The sequence below is a fragment of the Epibacterium sp. ABZ3_068 genome (assembly GCF_056159265.1).
Genome location: NZ_JBSWUV010000001.1, coordinates 3,182,168 through 3,199,966, shown reverse-complemented (window position 1 = coordinate 3,199,966; position 17,799 = coordinate 3,182,168). Strand labels below are relative to the sequence as shown.

The 17,799-nt window shown below is 55.5% G+C and carries 16 protein-coding genes; 13 read left to right on the top strand and 3 right to left on the bottom strand.

Features of this window, described 5'->3' with window-relative positions; all coding sequences use genetic code 11:
• The 3 genes from lpxD to ACXAEW_RS15335 are packed head-to-tail and all read left to right on the top strand — an operon-like array spanning position 1 to position 2,599.
• Positions 1-1,074 carry a UDP-3-O-(3-hydroxymyristoyl)glucosamine N-acyltransferase gene (lpxD, locus tag ACXAEW_RS15345; RefSeq protein WP_474942148.1) on the top strand — a complete coding sequence of 358 codons (1,074 nt, stop codon included), beginning with the start codon at positions 1-3 and terminating at the stop codon, positions 1,072-1,074.
• Between the two features lie 48 nt (positions 1,075-1,122).
• A complete protein-coding gene (locus ACXAEW_RS15340) occupies positions 1,123-1,377 on the top strand; it encodes an acyl carrier protein (protein ID WP_474942147.1) in 255 nt (84 codons plus the stop codon).
• A gap of 13 nt (positions 1,378-1,390) precedes the next feature.
• Positions 1,391-2,599 carry a beta-ketoacyl-[acyl-carrier-protein] synthase family protein gene (locus ACXAEW_RS15335; protein WP_474942146.1) on the top strand — a complete coding sequence of 403 codons (1,209 nt, stop codon included), beginning with the start codon at positions 1,391-1,393 and terminating at the stop codon, positions 2,597-2,599.
• An 85-nt stretch (positions 2,600-2,684) separates the two neighbouring features.
• Here ACXAEW_RS15335 and ACXAEW_RS15330 read toward each other — a convergent pair whose 3' ends face one another.
• Positions 2,685-3,335 carry an invasion associated locus B family protein gene (locus tag ACXAEW_RS15330; RefSeq protein WP_474942145.1) on the bottom strand — a complete coding sequence of 217 codons (651 nt, stop codon included), beginning with the start codon at positions 3,333-3,335 and terminating at the stop codon, positions 2,685-2,687.
• 504 nt (positions 3,336-3,839) lie between these two features.
• On the opposite strand from ACXAEW_RS15330, the gene ACXAEW_RS15325 reads away from it, so the two are divergent.
• Positions 3,840-5,384 (top strand): helicase HerA-like domain-containing protein, encoded by a 1,545-nt coding sequence (locus ACXAEW_RS15325; RefSeq protein ID WP_474942144.1) that lies wholly within the window; start codon positions 3,840-3,842, stop codon positions 5,382-5,384.
• Positions 5,385-5,475: 91 nt separating this feature from the next.
• On the top strand, positions 5,476-6,582 hold the full coding sequence (locus tag ACXAEW_RS15320; protein WP_474942143.1) for a PQQ-dependent sugar dehydrogenase: 1,107 nt from the start codon (positions 5,476-5,478) through the stop codon (positions 6,580-6,582).
• Between the two features lie 11 nt (positions 6,583-6,593).
• Here ACXAEW_RS15320 and ACXAEW_RS15315 read toward each other — a convergent pair whose 3' ends face one another.
• Entirely contained in the window at positions 6,594-7,577 is a 984-nt protein-coding gene (locus ACXAEW_RS15315; RefSeq protein ID WP_474942142.1) for a GlxA family transcriptional regulator, read from the bottom strand.
• Positions 7,578-7,770: 193 nt separating this feature from the next.
• Here ACXAEW_RS15315 and ACXAEW_RS15310 point away from each other — a divergent pair, with 193 nt between their 5' ends.
• Positions 7,771-9,141 carry a class II 3-deoxy-7-phosphoheptulonate synthase gene (locus tag ACXAEW_RS15310; protein WP_474942141.1) on the top strand — a complete coding sequence of 457 codons (1,371 nt, stop codon included), beginning with the start codon at positions 7,771-7,773 and terminating at the stop codon, positions 9,139-9,141.
• A 186-nt stretch (positions 9,142-9,327) separates the two neighbouring features.
• Here ACXAEW_RS15310 and ACXAEW_RS15305 read toward each other — a convergent pair whose 3' ends face one another.
• Entirely contained in the window at positions 9,328-10,167 is an 840-nt protein-coding gene (locus ACXAEW_RS15305) for a PAS domain-containing protein (protein WP_474943047.1), read from the bottom strand.
• 242 nt (positions 10,168-10,409) lie between these two features.
• Here ACXAEW_RS15305 and ACXAEW_RS15300 point away from each other — a divergent pair, with 242 nt between their 5' ends.
• The 7 genes from ACXAEW_RS15300 to pstA all read left to right on the top strand — a co-directional run bounded on the left by ACXAEW_RS15300 (position 10,410) and on the right by pstA (position 17,791).
• Positions 10,410-11,306, top strand: coding sequence for a YicC/YloC family endoribonuclease (locus tag ACXAEW_RS15300; protein WP_474942140.1), 897 nt, complete (start codon positions 10,410-10,412; stop codon positions 11,304-11,306).
• 24 nt (positions 11,307-11,330) lie between these two features.
• On the top strand, positions 11,331-11,972 hold the full coding sequence (gmk, locus tag ACXAEW_RS15295; RefSeq protein WP_474942139.1) for a guanylate kinase: 642 nt from the start codon (positions 11,331-11,333) through the stop codon (positions 11,970-11,972).
• On the top strand, positions 11,969-12,490 hold the full coding sequence (locus ACXAEW_RS15290; protein WP_474942138.1) for a gamma carbonic anhydrase family protein: 522 nt from the start codon (positions 11,969-11,971) through the stop codon (positions 12,488-12,490). The genes gmk and ACXAEW_RS15290 overlap by 4 nt, the downstream gene beginning before the upstream one ends.
• Before the next feature lie 108 nt (positions 12,491-12,598).
• Positions 12,599-13,642 carry a sensor histidine kinase gene (locus ACXAEW_RS15285; RefSeq protein WP_474942137.1) on the top strand — a complete coding sequence of 348 codons (1,044 nt, stop codon included), beginning with the start codon at positions 12,599-12,601 and terminating at the stop codon, positions 13,640-13,642.
• Positions 13,643-13,846: 204 nt separating this feature from the next.
• Positions 13,847-14,887, top strand: a complete 1,041-nt coding sequence (locus tag ACXAEW_RS15280) for a substrate-binding domain-containing protein (RefSeq protein ID WP_474942136.1) — start codon at positions 13,847-13,849, stop codon at positions 14,885-14,887.
• Positions 14,888-14,993: 106 nt separating this feature from the next.
• Entirely contained in the window at positions 14,994-16,466 is a 1,473-nt protein-coding gene (gene pstC, locus ACXAEW_RS15275; protein ID WP_474942135.1) for a phosphate ABC transporter permease subunit PstC, read from the top strand.
• Entirely contained in the window at positions 16,466-17,791 is a 1,326-nt protein-coding gene (gene pstA / locus ACXAEW_RS15270) for a phosphate ABC transporter permease PstA (RefSeq protein WP_474942134.1), read from the top strand. The genes pstC and pstA overlap by 1 nt, the downstream gene beginning before the upstream one ends.
• The last annotated feature ends 8 nt before the right edge of the window (positions 17,792-17,799 follow it).

Sequence of the window (17,799 nt, the reverse complement as noted above, 5' to 3'; positions counted from 1 at the left end):
ATGTTCACTGTTCGCGAGATTGCACAGGCCCTTGGAGCCGAGGCCGCCGGAGATCTGGATCTGGTTATTTCCGGCGCCAGTGAGCCACAGGATGGCGCCATTGGCCTTCTGTCCATGGCGATGGATCCCAAATATGCCGAAAAGCTGAATGATGGAAATGCGGAAGCCGCGATCTTGTGGGAAGGGGCTGATTGGCAGTCTTTCGGACTAAAGGCGGCCATTTTTGCCACGCGGCCCCGCATGGCCATGGCGGGCATCACCGCGCAGCTTGATCCGGGCCAGCACTTTGGTGACGGCATTCATCCTTCTGCCATTATTGACCCGACAGCGGAGCTGGACGACGGCGTTACCGTTGGCCCACTTGCGGTCATCGGCCCGCGTGCAAAAATCGGCGCGGGCTCTGTAATTGGTCCGCAGTGTTTCATAGGGGCTGACGTGACCATGGGCGCGGGTGCCTATGTGCGGGAAGCGGTAACCATCGGTGCACGCGCAACAATCGGCGATCATTTCCGCGCTCAACCCGGCGCACGGGTGGGCGGTGATGGGTTTTCCTATGTCACCCCCGAAGTCTCCGGCGTCGAAAAAGCCCGCGAGTCCCTTGGCGATCAGGGAGAGGTCAAGGCCCAAGCCTGGGAACGTATTCACTCGCTGGGAGCTGTGAGCATCGGCGACAACGTTGAGCTTGGCGCGAACGTTACAATCGACAATGGAACCATTCGCGACACGGTTATCGGCGATGGCAGCAAGCTCGATAACCAGGTTCATATCGGCCACAACACCCGTGTGGGCCGCGACTGTCTTTTGTGTGGACAGGCTGGGGTTTCCGGTTCAGTTGAGATCGGAAATAATGTGGTTCTGGGTGGAAAAGTTGGTGTCAGTGACAATATCTTTATCGGCGATGGCGTCATCGCCGGCGGCAGTTCGATCATTTTGTCCAATGTTCCCGCAGGCCGTGTGATCCTTGGATACCCGGCTGTCAAAATGGAGACACATACTGAGATGTATAAGGCACAACGGCGTTTGCCGAGGCTGATGCGCGATATCGACGCGCTGAAAAAGGCTGTTTTCAAATAAACAACCTGCCGCTACATCAACACAAGAACCAAGGATTGGAGAGGCCCTATGAGCATTCAGGATCAGGTCATTGAAATCATCGCCGAGCAGGCGGTCCTGGAACCCTCCGACGTTAAACTGGACAGCACTCTTGAAGATCTTGGCATTGACAGCCTGGGTCTGGTCGAGAGCATCTTTGCCATCGAAGAAGCCTTTGACATTTCGGTTCCCTTTAATGCCAACGAACCGGAGCAGAGCGACTTTGATATTTCGAGTGTCGCGGCGATTATCGCGGGCATCGAAAAGCTGATTTCCGAAAAATAAGCCAGAATTAGCAATGAAACGCGTAGTCATCACCGGAGCTGGAACCATCAACGCATTGGGCCACTCGGTGCCCGAAACGTTGGCCGCAATGAGCGAAGGCCGTTGCGGCATCGGCCCATTGGAATTTCAGGACGTGGACCGTTTGTCGATCAAAATCGGCGGCCAGGTGCGCGGATTTGAAACCGACGGGCGGTTCAACCGCCAACAAATGGCGCTTTATGACCGGTTCACCCAATTCACCTTAATCGCGGCCAAAGAGGCAATTACGCAATCCGGCCTGGAATTTGTTGGCGATCTCGCTGCACGATCCGGCGTCATTCTGGGCACCGCCGGGGGCGGGGTTTCAACCTGGGATGCCAATTACCGTTCGGTTTACGAGGACGGCAAGAACCGAGTGCACCCGTTTGTGGTGCCAAAATTGATGAACAACGCGGCCGCCAGCCACGTGTCCATGGAGTATAACCTCAAAGGGCCAAGTTTCACCGTTTCTACGGCCTGTGCGTCCTCGAACCACGCGATGGCGCAAGCCTTCCAGATGGTGCGGTCGGGCATGGCGCCATCAATGGTGACGGGTGGCTCCGAATCCATGTTGTGTTTCGGCGGCGTAAAAGCCTGGGAAGGCCTGCGTGTGATGTCCAAGGACGCCTGTCGCCCATTCAGCGCCAACCGCAATGGAATGGTGCAGGGCGAAGGCGCGGGTATCTTTGTGTTCGAGGAATACGAACACGCCAAGGCGCGCGGAGCAGAAATCCTGTGCGAGGTGATTGGCTCTGCCATGTCATCGGATGCCTCGGATATTGTAATGCCGAGCAAACAAGGCGCAGCACGCGCGATTGCCGGTGCTTTGTCCGATGCACGTATTAATCCGTCCGAGGTCGGATATATCAATGCCCATGGCACCGGTACGGCGGCCAATGACAAAACGGAATGTGCTGCGGTTGCTGACGTTTTTGGCCCGCATGCGGACAATCTGATGATTTCATCAACAAAATCCATGCACGGCCACCTGATCGGAGGCACCGGCGGCGTTGAACTGCTGGCCTGTATCATGGCGCTGCGTGACGGCGTGATCGCGCCAACAATCGGCTATGAGGAAAACGACCCGGAATGCGCTTTGGATGTTGTTCCAAACGAAGCGCGTGAAGCAAAGGTCAATGTGGTTCTCAGCAATGCTTTTGCGTTTGGCGGCTTGAACGCCGTTCTTGCGCTGCGCGCGATCTAGACAGCACCTCCAAACACAACAAAGGCCGCGTTGAACATCAAACGCGGCCTTTTTCGTTGCGTGTTTTTCCTGTCGTCCTGGACGGTTACTGTTTTACCACATCCACAACATTGTAACCGGCGGTAAAGCCGCTCAACGACAGTTTCATATTGATAACACGATCTGGCGCAGGGGCAGGGCGAATGGTCATAACAGCCTCTTTGCCACGTTTATACGCGTCGATGTCTTCCTTGGTCAGACCAATCTGCGCCACACATCCGAGCGGGTTGCAAAAGGAGTAGTTGTATCGTTTGGCCGGTGCCCCATCAATCGAGACAGTCAGCCCAGCAGGCAGCAGGGTTTCCAGCGGCACAATTACGGTTGCGCCAGCAACGGCAGGGCTGCCTTCCTGTTCCAGACGGAACAGTGACATTTCAGCCATCGGATTGTTTTGCGAGTCGACGACGATCTGCAACAGCGAACACGGGTCTTGTTCCGCTTCGGTCTTTACACAGGCCAGATCCCAGTCACCGTGTTGCTCTTTGGAATAGCGTTCACCCAGTCGCGGGCCGTCTTGAACCGGCTGACCCAGATCCAATGCCGGACCGGTCGAAGCGGCGTCGGATTGACTGTCTTGGGGTGCGTCCTGCTCTGCTGCTGTTTCGGGCGCTGCCGTCTCTGTATCTTGTGCCATTGCTGCGGGCGCGGCTGCTGCCAGCATCACCGCCAGGGAAATTGGCGTCAGGGACTTAAACATGAATGCCTCTTTGTATTATGAAGGTCTCTCCGTCAGCGGGTTTAACATGCAACAGCACCGGTGTCAGTGGCATATCCACGCCCTCGCGTTGTTTTGCAAATGCCGAATGTGCTGAAAAGTTTCGGCCCGCCGCAGGACCTGATGCGGAAAAAAATAAAAGGAAACCCGAAGGTTTCCTTTTGAATTGGATCTCCCCGTCGGACTGGCCGACTTAGTTATTGAGTGAACGTTACGAGAGGGGAGCAATCCGGTCAACAGTCAATGACAAGAAAATGACAGTTTTCGGGCAGCCATGCGAACTTTTCCTGCGCGGAGATGTCTTATGGGCTGTTCTGCCTGTAATTACAAAAAAAATGGTCGTGCACTAGGCACGACCAGTCTGACAGGGAGGAAATGACCAGCGACACATCCGCATATGTTTCGTTGGTCACCTTTAACGCTAGTTGGAATTCGTTAATCATGTGTTTCTAATGATATTCGATCACGGAAAGGCCGGAGACGCGTATGATTCATGAAATATTCATTGGTGGCGGTGGTGAAAATCATTCTCAAAAGCAGTCACTTAACCCCAAATTCGCGAATAGGCATGGCCTAATTGCAGGCGCAACGGGAACTGGCAAAACTGTAACATTACAGATTTTGGCCGAAAGCTTTTCCAATTTAGGGGTGCCCGTGATTCTCACCGACATAAAAGGTGACCTGTCCGGCCTTGCAAAATCGGGCAGTGATACGCAAAAGCTGCATGATGCGTTTCAAAGCCGGGCAGCCCAGATTGGTTTTCAGGACTATCACTATCACGATTGCCCGGTAACATTCTGGGATCTTTTTGGGGAACAGGGCCATCCGGTGCGAACAACTGTGGCAGAAATGGGGCCGCTGCTTCTGTCGCGCCTGCTGGAGTTGAGCGAAACCCAGGAAGGTATTCTGAACATCGCGTTTCGCCTTGCCGATGAACAAGGCATGCCGCTGCTGGATTTGAAAGATCTACAGGCGCTGTTGGTTTGGGTCGGAGAAAACCGGGCGGATCTGTCCTTGCGCTATGGGAATGTCTCGACTGCATCCATCGGCGCGATTCAACGCCGTTTGCTGGTTCTGGAAAACCAGGGCGGCAATGATTTCTTTGGCGAACCGGCGCTTGCGCTCTCGGATCTGATGCGCATTTCAGCTGACGGGCGTGGCATGGTAAACATTCTGGCCGCCGACAAGTTGATGGCGTCGCCGCGGCTCTATTCGACCTTTCTTCTTTGGCTGCTAAGCGAACTTTTCGAAGAACTGCCCGAAGTAGGAGATCCCGAGAAACCGCGCCTTGTCTTCTTTTTTGATGAGGCACATTTGCTGTTTGATGATGCACCCAAGGTTTTGATCGACAAGGTTGAGCAGGTCGCGCGCCTGATCCGTTCCAAAGGGGTTGGTGTGTATTTCATCACCCAGTCACCTGCAGATGTGCCCGAAGATGTTCTGGGCCAGCTCGGAAATCGCATACAACATGCGTTGCGCGCCTTTACCGCACGCGACCGACGCAATCTGAAACTGGCTGCCGAGACCTATCGCGAGAACCCGGACTTTTCCACCGAAGACGCCATTCGCGAGGTTGGGGTTGGTGAAGCGGTGACCTCACTGCTTGAGAAAAAAGGCATCCCTGGCGTTGTTCAGCGCACCCTGATCCGCCCGCCCAGCACACAGTTGGGTCCCATTACACAGGCAGAGCGGGCTGAAATTCTGTCCCGATCCGACCTTGCGTCCAAGTATAATGACAGGGTTGATCGACTTTCCGCCTATGAGATTTTGCAAAAACGCGCAGAAGACGCCGCCCGGAATGCCGAAATTGCCGAGCAGAAGGCAGAAGAGGACCCAACCCCCATGGCGCGGGAATTCAGCGCCGCCCGGCGTTTTTCCGGTGGGCGTGTGGGCCGGTCGACCTCGCGGAGCTATCGGACACAAGACACCTTTGCCTCGGCCATGTCTGAAGCCGTGATCAAGGAGTTAAAAGGGACCACCGGTCGTCGCATTGTGCGCGGTATACTGGGCGGGCTGTTCAAAGGCAGATAGCCCCGCGCAAATGTGATCCGACAGGAGGGCATTTCGTATCATAATTAACCCGTGACAGGGTTGCAGCCCAAGCAGGAAAGAGGAAGAGGCGATGAAACATCCGATACTGGCATCCATATTGACCGGCGCGTTTGTGGCGATGGCTTCTTCCTCATGGGCCCAAGTGATGGAGACCAGCACCGGATCATTGAAGATCACCAGAATGGCAGATGGATTTGATGTGCCTTGGGGGTTTGATTTCCTGCCAGACGGGTCCGTTTTGATCACCGACCGTGAAGGCATTTTATACCGTGTCACACACGGTGCAAAATCCCGCATCCAAGGCTTACCCAAAGTTTCCGCGGTCGGGCAGGGTGGTTTGCTGGACGTGTTGGTGCCCCGTGATTTCAATGAAAGCCAGGAAATCCTTTTGACCCTATCGCGACAGGACAATGGTGGGTCAGGCACCGCACTGGTCAGTGCAACCCTGTCAAAGGATGCCAGCCGCATCACCCATTCAAAAGTGTTGTTGCAGGTTCCCGGCGCTGATGGCGGGCGGCATTTCGGCTCCCGTATTCGAGAAGCCGATGACGGCTCTATTTACCTCACCTCAGGGGAGCGCGGCGACCGTGACAGCGCGCAGGACCTCAACAGTTTGCAAGGGGCCGTGCTGCGCCTTAACCGTGATGGGACGCCTTTTGCGGGGAACCCGTTTCTTGGCCAATCAACCGTCCGTCCGGAAATCTGGTCCTATGGCCATCGAAACCCGCAAGGTCTGGCGATTGATGATACCGGTCAGGTCTGGGCTGTGGAGCATGGCGCAAAGGGCGGCGATGAGGTCAACCAGATTCGTAAGGGCGCAAATTACGGCTGGCCGGTGATTTCATACGGGCGCAATTACTCGGGAACCCGGATCGGCACGGGCACTGCCAAGGACGGAATGGAACAACCCGCATTTTATTGGGATCCATCCATTGCGCCGTCTGGGATGCTGGTCTATTCCGGCAAACTCTGGCCGCAATGGGCCGGTGATATGTTCATTGGCTCTCTAAAATTCGACTATATCGCGCGCCTTGATGGCACACCGCTTCAGGAGCAAGAACAGCTGCGGCATGCGCTGACCGGGCGGGTTCGCGACATTCGCGAAGCGCCCGACGGCAGTATCTGGTTTGCCTCCGAATATGAGGGGGCGCTGTTCCGGCTTACCCCTGCACCTTGACCCGGATTGGCTTACTCAACCGGGCCCGAGCGGGAACCGCGCTCGCGGTAGGGGGTCGTGTCGTAATGGGACCGATAGCATTTGGAGAAATGCGACGGGGATGCAAAACCACAGGCCAAGGCCACGTTGATGACGCTCAGATCTGTCTGCATCAACAGGTTGCGCGCCTTCTGCAAACGCAGTTCCATATAATATCGTTTGGGAGACCGGTTCAGATACCGCCGGAACAGCCGTTCCAGCTGACGGGTTGACATGCCAACTTCCTGCGCCAGAACGGCCGGGCTGATTGGCTCTTCGATATTGGTTTCCATTTTCTGGATTACTTGAGCCAGCTTTGGGTGACGGATTCCAATCCGCGTCGGCACCGAAAGTCGCTGACTGTCTTGTTCGGTGCGAATGTTGGAATAGATCATCTGATCCGCCACCGCATTGGCCAGATCTTCCCCCTCACGGGTCGCAATCAGCTTCAGCATCAGATCAATGGCCGAAGTCCCGCCCGCAGCCGTCACGCGCTTGCCATCCACCACATAGACGGATTTGGTCAGATCCACATCCATAAATTCTTCGGTAAAACTGTCGATATTTTCCCAATGTATGGTGGAGCGCTTCCCATCCAATAGCCCGGATTTCGCCAATGCGTATGAGCCGGTGCACAAGGCCCCCATTGTGGCCCCCTTGCGGGCTTCGCGGCGCAGCCAGCTGATCAGCTTGGGCGTGGTTGCGTCCCGCACATCGACGCCACCGCATATCAAAACCGTATCGTCGCGCGTAAGTTCGCAGAAATCACCGTCCAACAGGAAGGACGGGCCAGCAGAACATTGCGCTTCATCTCCGCCTTCGCCGATCAATACCCATTCAAATAGCGTTCGGCCGCTCATTTTGTTGGCCAAACGCAACGCATCCATGGCTGACGCGAACGGCAGCAATGTAAATCTGTCCAACAATACAAAAACAAACCGCTGAACCGGATTTGTTTGCGCAAGCTGAGTGGTCATGCCCTGCACCTGTCGATTTTAGTATATCATTGAATCAGACAAGTTGTGGCCTGTCCATCCAAATCCTGACGGCGACCCTGTTCACAGGATTTGGATTTGGTCAAGCCTTGGTAATTCTGAACTGGCCACATAGGATACGATTTTGTATAGGATGCCTCCAACGATCCCAATTCGCGATCACGGAGAATGAGCGATGACTGACTGGCAAAAATCGAGCTGGCGCAATAAGCCACGTGTTCAAATGCCGGACTATACCGATGCAGAGGCGCTGCACTCAGTTGAAGCACAGCTGTCCAAGTTCCCGCCGCTGGTCTTTGCCGGTGAAGCCCGTCGCCTGAAAGAGCAGCTGGGCGCGGCCGGTCGGGGCGAGGCCTTCTTGTTGCAAGGGGGCGACTGTGCTGAGAGTTTTGATCAATTCAGCGCTGACGCAATCCGCGACACGTTCAAGGTCATGCTGCAAATGGCATTGGTTCTGACCTATGCGGCCAAGGTGCCGGTGGTCAAAGTAGGCCGGATGGCCGGCCAATTTGCAAAACCTCGTTCTGCGCCGACTGAGACGATCGATGGCTTGGAACTGCCCAGCTATCGGGGCGACATCATCAACGATCTTGCCTTCACACCAGAGGCCCGCATTCCGAACCCGCAGAAAATGTTGCAAGCCTATACACAGGCCTCGGCTACATTGAACCTTCTGCGCGCCTTTTCCACCGGTGGTTACGCGGATCTCAACCAGGTGCATGCCTGGACCCTTGGGTTTACCGAGACCGAAAAAGCCGAAACCTACCGCGAGATGGCAAGCCGGATCACCGACGCGCTCGACTTCATGAAAGCCGCTGGCGTAAACGCGGATGTGGCCCATACGCTCCAGTCCGTAGACTTTTACACCAGCCACGAAGGCTTGCTGCTGGAGTATGAAGAAGCGCTGACCCGTATGGATTCGACCTCTGGTAAATGGCTGGCAGGCTCCGGCCATATGATCTGGATTGGCGACCGCACCCGTCAACCCGATGGGGCTCATGTGGAATTCTGCCGCGGCGTTCTGAACCCGATTGGCCTGAAATGTGGCCCGACCACAACCGCCGAAGACCTGAAAATTCTGATGGCCAAGCTGAACCCCGACAACGAAGAGGGTCGTCTGACCCTGATCGCGCGTTTCGGCGCGGGCAAAGCAGGCGACCACCTGCCGCGTCTGATCAAAGCCGTCAAAGAAGAAGGGGCCAATGTGACCTGGGTCTGCGATCCGATGCATGGCAACACTATCAAATCCGCCACAGGGTATAAAACCCGCCCGTTTGATCGGGTCTTGGGCGAAGTTCGTGATTTCTTTGACGTACACAACGCCGAAGGTACGGTTCCGGGGGGCGTTCATTTCGAAATGACCGGCCAGGACGTGACCGAATGCACCGGTGGTGTTCACGCAGTTACCGAAGAAGATCTGTCGGCACGCTATCACACCGCTTGCGACCCGCGCTTGAATGCAAGCCAGTCACTGGAGCTGGCGTTCCTGGTTGCGGAAGAGATCACCAAACAGCGCGGAACAACTCCGGCGCGCGCCGCAGGCTAATCTTTTCTGGAAAAGACATCTCAAAAGGCTCACCCTTGCGGTGGGCCTTTTTCATGTGCACCGCATATCACATGCACGCCTAACAAAGAGAAACGCCCCGAGCGTTCTGCTGCGAGGCGTTTGAGCTTAAAAAACGATGACCAATTCGTTCTAAAAGCGGGATAAATTTTCACTATCGGGCAGGGGTCAATCCTTGCTGACCACAAGACGCAGATGGGTGCCACGGGCTGACTTGGGCTGCTCCGGCTCATCCTTGGCACTGGCTTCACTTTGCTGAGAGGCTTTGTCTGCCTCTTCGTGACGCCGCTTCAACAGCTTGCGCGCTTCTTCCATGATGCTGGGTTCTGCCTTGAAACGCGACTGCGTTTCAGCAAAGCCCGGATTGACCACATTGGTCTCTTTCTTGGCATAGGCCGGGTCACGGTCTTTGGCCTTGAACTCCATATCCTGGATCGGATCGGCTGCAACGGAACGCATTTCTATATTGGTGATCGAGAAACGCTGTGAAGAACCTGTCGGGTTCCCCTCGGATACAAACACACCCAAGGCCCGGCTGATGTCACCAAGGTCGCTGCGCAGCGGTAGCAGCAGGATATGGGCTTCACGGGCACCGCGCATACGGGTGGTCTCGGTGTGCAGGCTCAATTCGATGATCGCGGGTGTTTCGAACATATGCTCCATCGCCGCGCTCAGCTGTTTGCGCGCATCCGGCGTGAAAAACGCGCTAAGCGGCATGCCACGTACTTCCATACCGGCCATTTCGTTTACCTGCTGACCGGCCAGACGGAAACGGGCAATCCCAGGCGCGATACGTTCAATAATGAAAGTCTGGCTCAGAATGTTTTCCAGGCCACGCGGATCCACTTGCGAACGGTTCGGAACGTCGTCTCCACGACGCAGAGCCGTCCAATAGGCCTCGGCCTGACGCATTGGTGTCATCGACACTTTGTTACGGAAGCGACCCATAGAAACCACCTTGTCCTGCTCCGACCCCTGTTTGGACCCTTTGCGACCGCCGAAAAACATATCTGTCATCCTCATTGCATCCGTTCAGAACCCGGTCCTCGCCAATGCATGATCGCATGTTAAGGCTTAGCTCTATTTTGGTTACCCATGAGTTAACATGCCATAATATGAATCAATTTTGGACGACTTCTTTAAGCAATGGTTAACGCATTCGTATAGTGGGCTAGCCTAACCGACTTGTACATTACATATCCAAAGGGATAGGTATTGCCTACGTCCTTGATTTTATACGGAGAACATCCATGCCCATTCGCTCCATGACCGGTTTTGCCTCTTCCCAGGGCACTTTGGACCTGCATGCCTGGAGCTGGGAAATCCGCTCAGTTAACGCAAAAGGATTGGATTTGCGCCTTCGGGTACCTGATTGGTTGGAAGGTTTGGAACAGCACCTGCGCAGCCAGCTGAGCAATGCGCTTTCACGTGGGAATGTTTCGCTCGCGTTGCGCATTTCCAATGAAGCCGCTGATGGCCAAACATTTTCTCTAAACGAAGCCGCGCTCAGCTCGGTTCTCAAGGCGGTGGGCATAGCGGAAAAGGCGGCCGAATCCGCCGGAGTTGTACTGGGTCAACCCAATATCGCCGACATTCTGGCGATCCGCGGCGTGTTGGAACAGGAACAAACTGCAACAGACCCCGCGCCATTGGTGGAAGCTCTCAAAAAGGATTTCGAAACCCTTTTGTCGGAATTCGTTCAAATGCGTGACAGCGAAGGTCGCGCGCTGGAGAAAGTATTAACCTCTCAGCTCGCCCAGATGGAGGAGCTGCGCCGCCAGGCCCTGGACTGTGTTGCTGCCCGCAAGGAGGACACCGCCCAGGCCTTCAAAGCCGCATTGGCGCGTGTCGTGGATAACATAGATGGCCTGGACCCGGACCGCGTTGCCCAGGAACTGGCGCTGCTGTCGGTCAAATCGGATGTGACCGAAGAGCTGGATCGGCTGGAAGCCCACATCGCCGCCGCGCGGGATCTTCTGGAAAAGGGCGGTGCAATCGGGCGCAAGTTCGATTTTCTCATGCAAGAGTTCAACCGCGAGGCCAATACATTGTGTTCCAAATCGCAGCACAGCGCGCTCACCACTGTGGGACTGGAGATGAAAGCAGTCATTGACCAAATGCGCGAGCAAGTTCAGAACGTCGAGTAACACCGACACGAAAGGGACACCCACATGAGCAACCGCCGCGGCCTTTTGATCATCCTCAGCTCTCCCTCTGGAGCAGGCAAATCCACATTGGCCAAACGGTTACGCGCCTGGGATCCTTCGATCTCTTTTTCAGTGTCGGCAACCACTCGAAACCCGCGCCCTGGTGAGGAAGACGGCAAGGACTATCACTTCTCGACCGTCGAGGATTTCAAAAGCGCGGTCTCAGACGGTGAAATGCTGGAACATGCCTTTGTCTTTGGCAATTTCTACGGTTCCCCCAAAGGGCCGGTCAAAGCAGCCATTGAGGCCGGGCAGGACGTGTTGTTCGACATCGACTGGCAGGGCGCACAGCAGATCCGCAATTCGGATCTGGGTCAGCACACGCTGTCGATCTTTCTTCTGCCGCCATCCATTCATGAACTGAAGCGCCGTCTGGAAAGCCGGGGACAGGATGATGCGGAAACAATCGAACGACGCATGCAAAAGAGCTGGGATGAAATCAGCCACTGGGGATCCTATGATCATGTGCTCGTCAATGATGATCTGGACGCAACGGAAGAGGCGCTGAAGACCATTATCACGGCCACCCGCCTGCGCCGCATTCAGCAACCTCAGCTGGTGGATCAGGTCCGTGCACTTCAATCCGAGTTTGAGGAGATGTCATGACCCTTTACGCACTTGGAGAGCTGAAGCCCGAGGTTGCCGAAGATACCTGGGTGGCACCGGATGCCAATCTTATTGGTCAGGTCATCCTGGAAAGCGGCGCATCGGTCTGGTTTGGCACTACAATTCGCGCGGATCACGAGGTGATCCGAATTTGCGCCGGGACGAATGTGCAGGAAAATGTCGTGATGCACATTGACCAAGGCTACCCGATGACAATCGGAGCCAATTGCACCATCGGTCACAAGGCGATGCTGCATGGTTGCGTGATTGGCGAAAACACTTTGATCGGCATGGGCGCGACCATTTTGAACGGTGCCAAGATCGGTAAGAATTGCCTGATCGGGGCCGGGGCCTTGATCACCGAGGGCAAAGAGATCCCTGACAATTCCCTGGTCATGGGGGCTCCGGGTAAAGTGGTGCGCACAGTCGACGCCACACTGGCAGCCAAACTCACCCAGAGCGCTTTGGGGTATCAGGAGAATATGCGCAAATTCCGGGACACATTGCGCCCGCTGTAGGCACATCCGCCACGGTTTGAGTGACGGATTTGCGGTAGTTTGAAAGGGTTGCCATGTGACCTTTACAATACCGGGGTAGGGAGCCGCACCCAATTCAGGATAGAAGACATGTCTGACGATCTTATTCGCGGTTTTTTGGACGCGATCCCTCAACCTGCTCTGCTGATAGACCAAAGCGAGCGTATGATTGGTGCCAATTCCGCGGCTGTGGCGCTTTTGGGGAATTCCATAGTTGGACGCCACTTTGCGACGATCTTGCGCCAGCCTCAGGTGATTGCCGCAATCGAAGCCTGTCTGCACGACCGCGCGCCAAAGGCCGCGCGCCATTTGTCCAACGATGGGGCGCAGGATACCAGCTTTGACGTGACATTGCGTTATGTTCCGGGGATCGGTGCCGTCAACGGCGGCGCTGCACTTCTGACCTTCATGGATGTGACAGACCGAGAGCAAGCCAGCCAGATGCGCCGGGATTTTGTCGCCAATGTCAGCCATGAGCTGCGCACGCCGTTGACGGCGTTGATGGGGTTTATCGAAACCCTGCGTGGCCCTGCACGGGACGACGCCGTTGCCCGCGACCGTTTCCTGGACATCATGGAAGGCGAAGCAAACCGGATGAACCGGCTGGTCGGAGATCTTCTGTCCCTGAACCGTGTTGAAACAGAAGAAAGGGTCAGACCCAAAGAAGACGTGGATCTCAACGGGCGTCTCGCATCGACGATCAAGACGCTTGACCCGCTTGCAAAAGCACAAGCGGCGCAGCTTGACCTGTATGTGCCCCAAGAAAACATATTTGTGAAAGGCGATCCCGATCAGCTGCAGCAGGTCTTCACCAACTTGGTAGAGAACGCCATAAAATATGGCGGCGACCGGGTGGAAGTGCGGCTGCACTCTTCTGAACGGGATCCTGCGATACGCGCCGCGGCAGCCCGCATCCAAGTCATTGATAACGGACCAGGAATAGACGCCGTCCACCTGCCGCGCCTGACAGAGCGATTTTATCGGGCAGACAGTCACAGATCTCGGGAAATGGGGGGCACAGGCCTTGGTCTGGCGATTGTGAAACATATCGTTAACCGTCATAGAGGCCGCATGCGGGTCGAAAGCCACCTCGGCAAAGGATCCGTTTTCACCGTGATTTTGCCTTTAGGCTAAACGACTTATTTATTTGCGGAAAAAACGTCGGAAATTTGCAAAGCAGGGTCGGCGCCCGGCTTTTACGGTGTTTTTTTGTAACCTAGATCACCATTGTCATGTATCTGTTACATAGCCGTCACAAAAGACACATGAGGCATGCTTAGGACGTGCCTCAGATCATCGTGGGGGTGATCGAATAAACTCTTACTCATGGAGACAGATATGTCCTTTGTGAAACTGACCGCATCCGCGCTGGCAATTGCCGCCGTTTCTGCAACTGCCGCTTCAGCACGTGACCAAGTGCAGGTTGCTGGTTCGTCCACCGTTCTGCCTTATGCTTCCATCGTTGCTGAAGCGTTTGGCGAAAACTTCGACTTCCCGACACCGGTTGTTGAATCTGGTGGTTCTTCCGCTGGCTTGAAGCGCTTCTGCGAAGGTGTTGGCGAAAACACCATCGACGTTGCAAACGCATCGCGCAAAATCAAAGAAAAAGAAATCAAAGCCTGTGCCGAAGCTGGTGTAACCGACATCATCGAAGTTCGCATCGGCTATGATGGCATCGTTTTTGCATCCGACATCAAGGGTAACGAATTCGCTTACACCCCGACCGACTGGTTCCTGGCTCTGTCCGACAAGGTTCTGGTTGACGGCAAGCTGGTTGACAACCCGAACAAAACTTGGGCCGACGTAAACGCAGCGTTCCCGGCACAGGACATCCAAGCCTTCATCCCGGGCACCAAACACGGCACCCGTGAAGTGTTCGAAGAAAAAGTGATCCTGGCTGGCTGTGAAGAAACTGGCGCCTTCGAAGCGCTCCTGCACGCAAATGGCGACGACAAGAAAGCTGCCGAGAAAGCCTGTATCGCTCTGCGTACCGATGGCGTTTCCGTTGACATCGACGGCGACTACACCGAGACCCTGGCACGTATCGAATCCAACAAAGACGGCATCGGCGTCTTCGGTCTGGCATTCTACGAGAACAACACCGACAAACTGCAAGTTGCAACCATGTCCGGTATCGTTCCCTCGACCGAGTCCATCGCGACCGGTGAATACCCTGTGTCCCGCCCGCTTTACTTCTATGTGAAGAAAGCACACATCGGCGTGATCCCTGGCCTGAAAGAATACGCTGAGTTCTTCGTATCTGACGAAGTTGCAGGTTCTGAAGGTCCTCTGTCCGAGTACGGCCTGGTTGCAGACCCCGAGCTGGCCAAAACTCAGGAAGCAGTTGCAGCAGAAGCAGTAATGGGCGGCAACTCCTAATCGCCCCGCGCAGCTAACGATAGTGGCCGGGGTAGGGGAACCTGCCCCGGCCTACTTTATTTCCCAGCAACAGATCCTTTCTGTCGGTTTCCGAACGGAGCTTTAAATGCCCACTCTTTGGCTCGTTGCTTCTCTTCTCGCTCTGGCCGCTGCCGGTTTTGTCGTCGGACGCCAGCGTGCGCTGTCTACGGCAGGAGGAGACGCAAAAGAACTTCACTCGTTGCCCTCGTACTATGGGCATAACGTCGCTTTCACCACTCTGCTTCCGGCATTGGGAGCTCTTGCGATCTGGCTGCTGGTCCAGCCGCTGTTTATTGAATCCCGCATCTCGAAGATGATCCCCGAGCACCTGGCCTCAGACAAGTCCACGATTGGTCTGGTCATGAGCGATGTGCGCCGCGTCGCCGAAGGTCTGGACGTCGCAGTGGCCGAAGGGGCCCTGACGGCGGATGAGGCCGGATCCTTGCGGTCAGAATTGACAAATGTTCGCGGACGCCTCGGCGAAGTGGGTGTCGCGCTTGGATCTGATGTCAGCCCCGAAGTTCTCAAAGCGGCGCAACGTTACCGCGTCATGAGCAAGACGGGTTCACGGATCATGGTGTTTGTGATCGGCGCGCTTGCCCTTGGCGGCTTTGCGTGGTCCTACATGCAGACGCATAAGGACTATCGTGCGCGCAACGTCGTGGAACAGGGCGTGCTTGCGCTTCTTATCATCGCGGCCTCGCTTGCGATCTTGACAACCATCGGCATCGTTTTGTCGATGTTCTTTGAAACGATCAACTTCTTCAAGCTCCATGATTGGACAGACTTCTTCTTTGGCACGACCTGGGCGCCAAACTTCCGTGGCGACTCGGAGCTGTCGTTCCTGCCTTTGCTGTGGGGAACGCTTTATATCTCCGTCATCGCGCTGTTGGTTGCTGTTCCCGTAGGTCTTTTTGCAGCGGTTTACCTGTCTGAATACGCCAATAAGACCGTTCGGTCTTTTGCCAAGCCGCTTCTGGAGATCCTTGCGGGTATCCCGACCATTGTTTACGGTCTTTTTGCCTTGCTGACTGTTGGTCCGCTTTTGGCGAATACCTTTGGCAAAGGTGGCCTGTTGGGCGTTGAATGGATGGCGGGTGCCACGTCAGTTCTGACGGCAGGCGTTGTGATGGGCATCATGTTGATCCCCTTTGTGTCCTCGCTGTCCGATGACATCATCAACGCGGTTCCTCAGACAATGCGCGATGGCTCTCTGGGTCTTGGCGCGACGAAGTCGGAAACCATCCGTCAGGTGGTTCTGCCTGCCGCTTTGCCAGGTATCGTGGGCGCCATTCTTCTCGCCGCCTCGCGTGCCATTGGTGAAACCATGATCGTGGTTATGGGGGCAGGTGCCATTGCGAAATTCTCGGCAAACCCGCTGGAGAGCATGACCACAATCACCACCCGTATTGTGAGCCAGCTGACCGGTGACACCGACTTTGCCTCAGCGGAAACGCTGGTTGCCTTTGCATTGGGTCTGACCCTCTTTGTTCTGACACTGGGTCTGAACGTTCTCGCGCTTTACATCGTGCGCAAATACCGGGAGCAGTACGAATAATGTCGGATACATCCAAAACCTCGCTGCTGGCTTTGACGCCGCGCACCCAAAAGCGCAACGCAGCCGAAAAGCGCTTCCGCGCCTATGGAATTGCCGCAATCGCCGTTGGCCTGATGATGCTGCTTGTCCTGGTTACCACAATCGTCGGCAAAGGCACTGGCGCGTTCCAGCAGACCTTTATCACCCTGAATGTGGACCTTCTCGAAAGCAAGCTCGACAAGAAGGGCAACCGCGACCTGGAAGACATCAAGAAGGTCACAACCTTTGGCTATAACCCGCTGATCCGCGGTGCAATGGAGGCCAAACTGGCCGAAATTGGCATTGAAACGGACATGAAAGGCAAAGACTTGGAAGGGATCCTTTCCAGAGGGTCCGTGGGTCAGCTGCGCGAATATGTGATCGCGAACCCGGACAAGATCGGTGAAACGGTTGAGTTCCGCTTCCTCGCTCAAAGCCGTGTGGATGGTTATCTGAAAGGGCGTGTCCATCGGGAAAGCATCGGCAACGACAAGGCGATCTCGGTTGAACAGCTTGACCTCGTGGATCAACTGGTTGAGGCAGGCGTGATTGTCAAAACCTTCAATATTGACTTCATTGTAGGTGCAGATGCCTCGGACCAACGTCCCGAAGCTGCCGGTATCGGTGTTGCCATGCTCGGCTCATTGTTCATGATGCTGGTGGTTCTGGCGCTGGCGCTTCCCATCGGTGTTGCTGCTTCGATCTACCTGGAAGAGTTCGCTCCCAAGAACCGCCTGACAGATATCATCGAGGTGAATATCTCAAACCTCGCGGCGGTTCCGTCGATCGTTTTTGGTATCCTTGGCCTTGCGGTTTTCATCAACTACCTGCACCTGCCGACATCAGCCCCGCTGGTGGGTGGTCTGGTGCTGACCCTGATGACACTTCCAACCATCATCATCTCGACCCGTGCCGCGCTCAAGGCGGTTCCGCCGTCAATCCGCGATGCGGCTCTGGGGGTCGGGGCATCAAAAATGCAGGCCGTGTTCCACCACGTTCTGCCACTGGCAGCACCAGGCATCCTAACCGGTACAATCATCGGTCTGGCACAGGCTTTGGGGGAAACTGCACCGCTTCTGCTGATCGGTATGGTGGGCTTCATCGCATCGAACCCGCCGGAAACACTGGTCGATGGCCTGCTGGCTCCAAACTCGGCCATGCCCGCACAAATCTACGAGTGGGCCAAACGGGCCGACCCCGCGTTTTATGAGCGCGCTTGGGGTGGCATTATCATCCTGCTCGTGTTCCTTGTCACAATGAACACTCTCGCCGTCATCCTGCGTCGTCGCTTTGAGCGCCGCTGGTAACTGGAGGA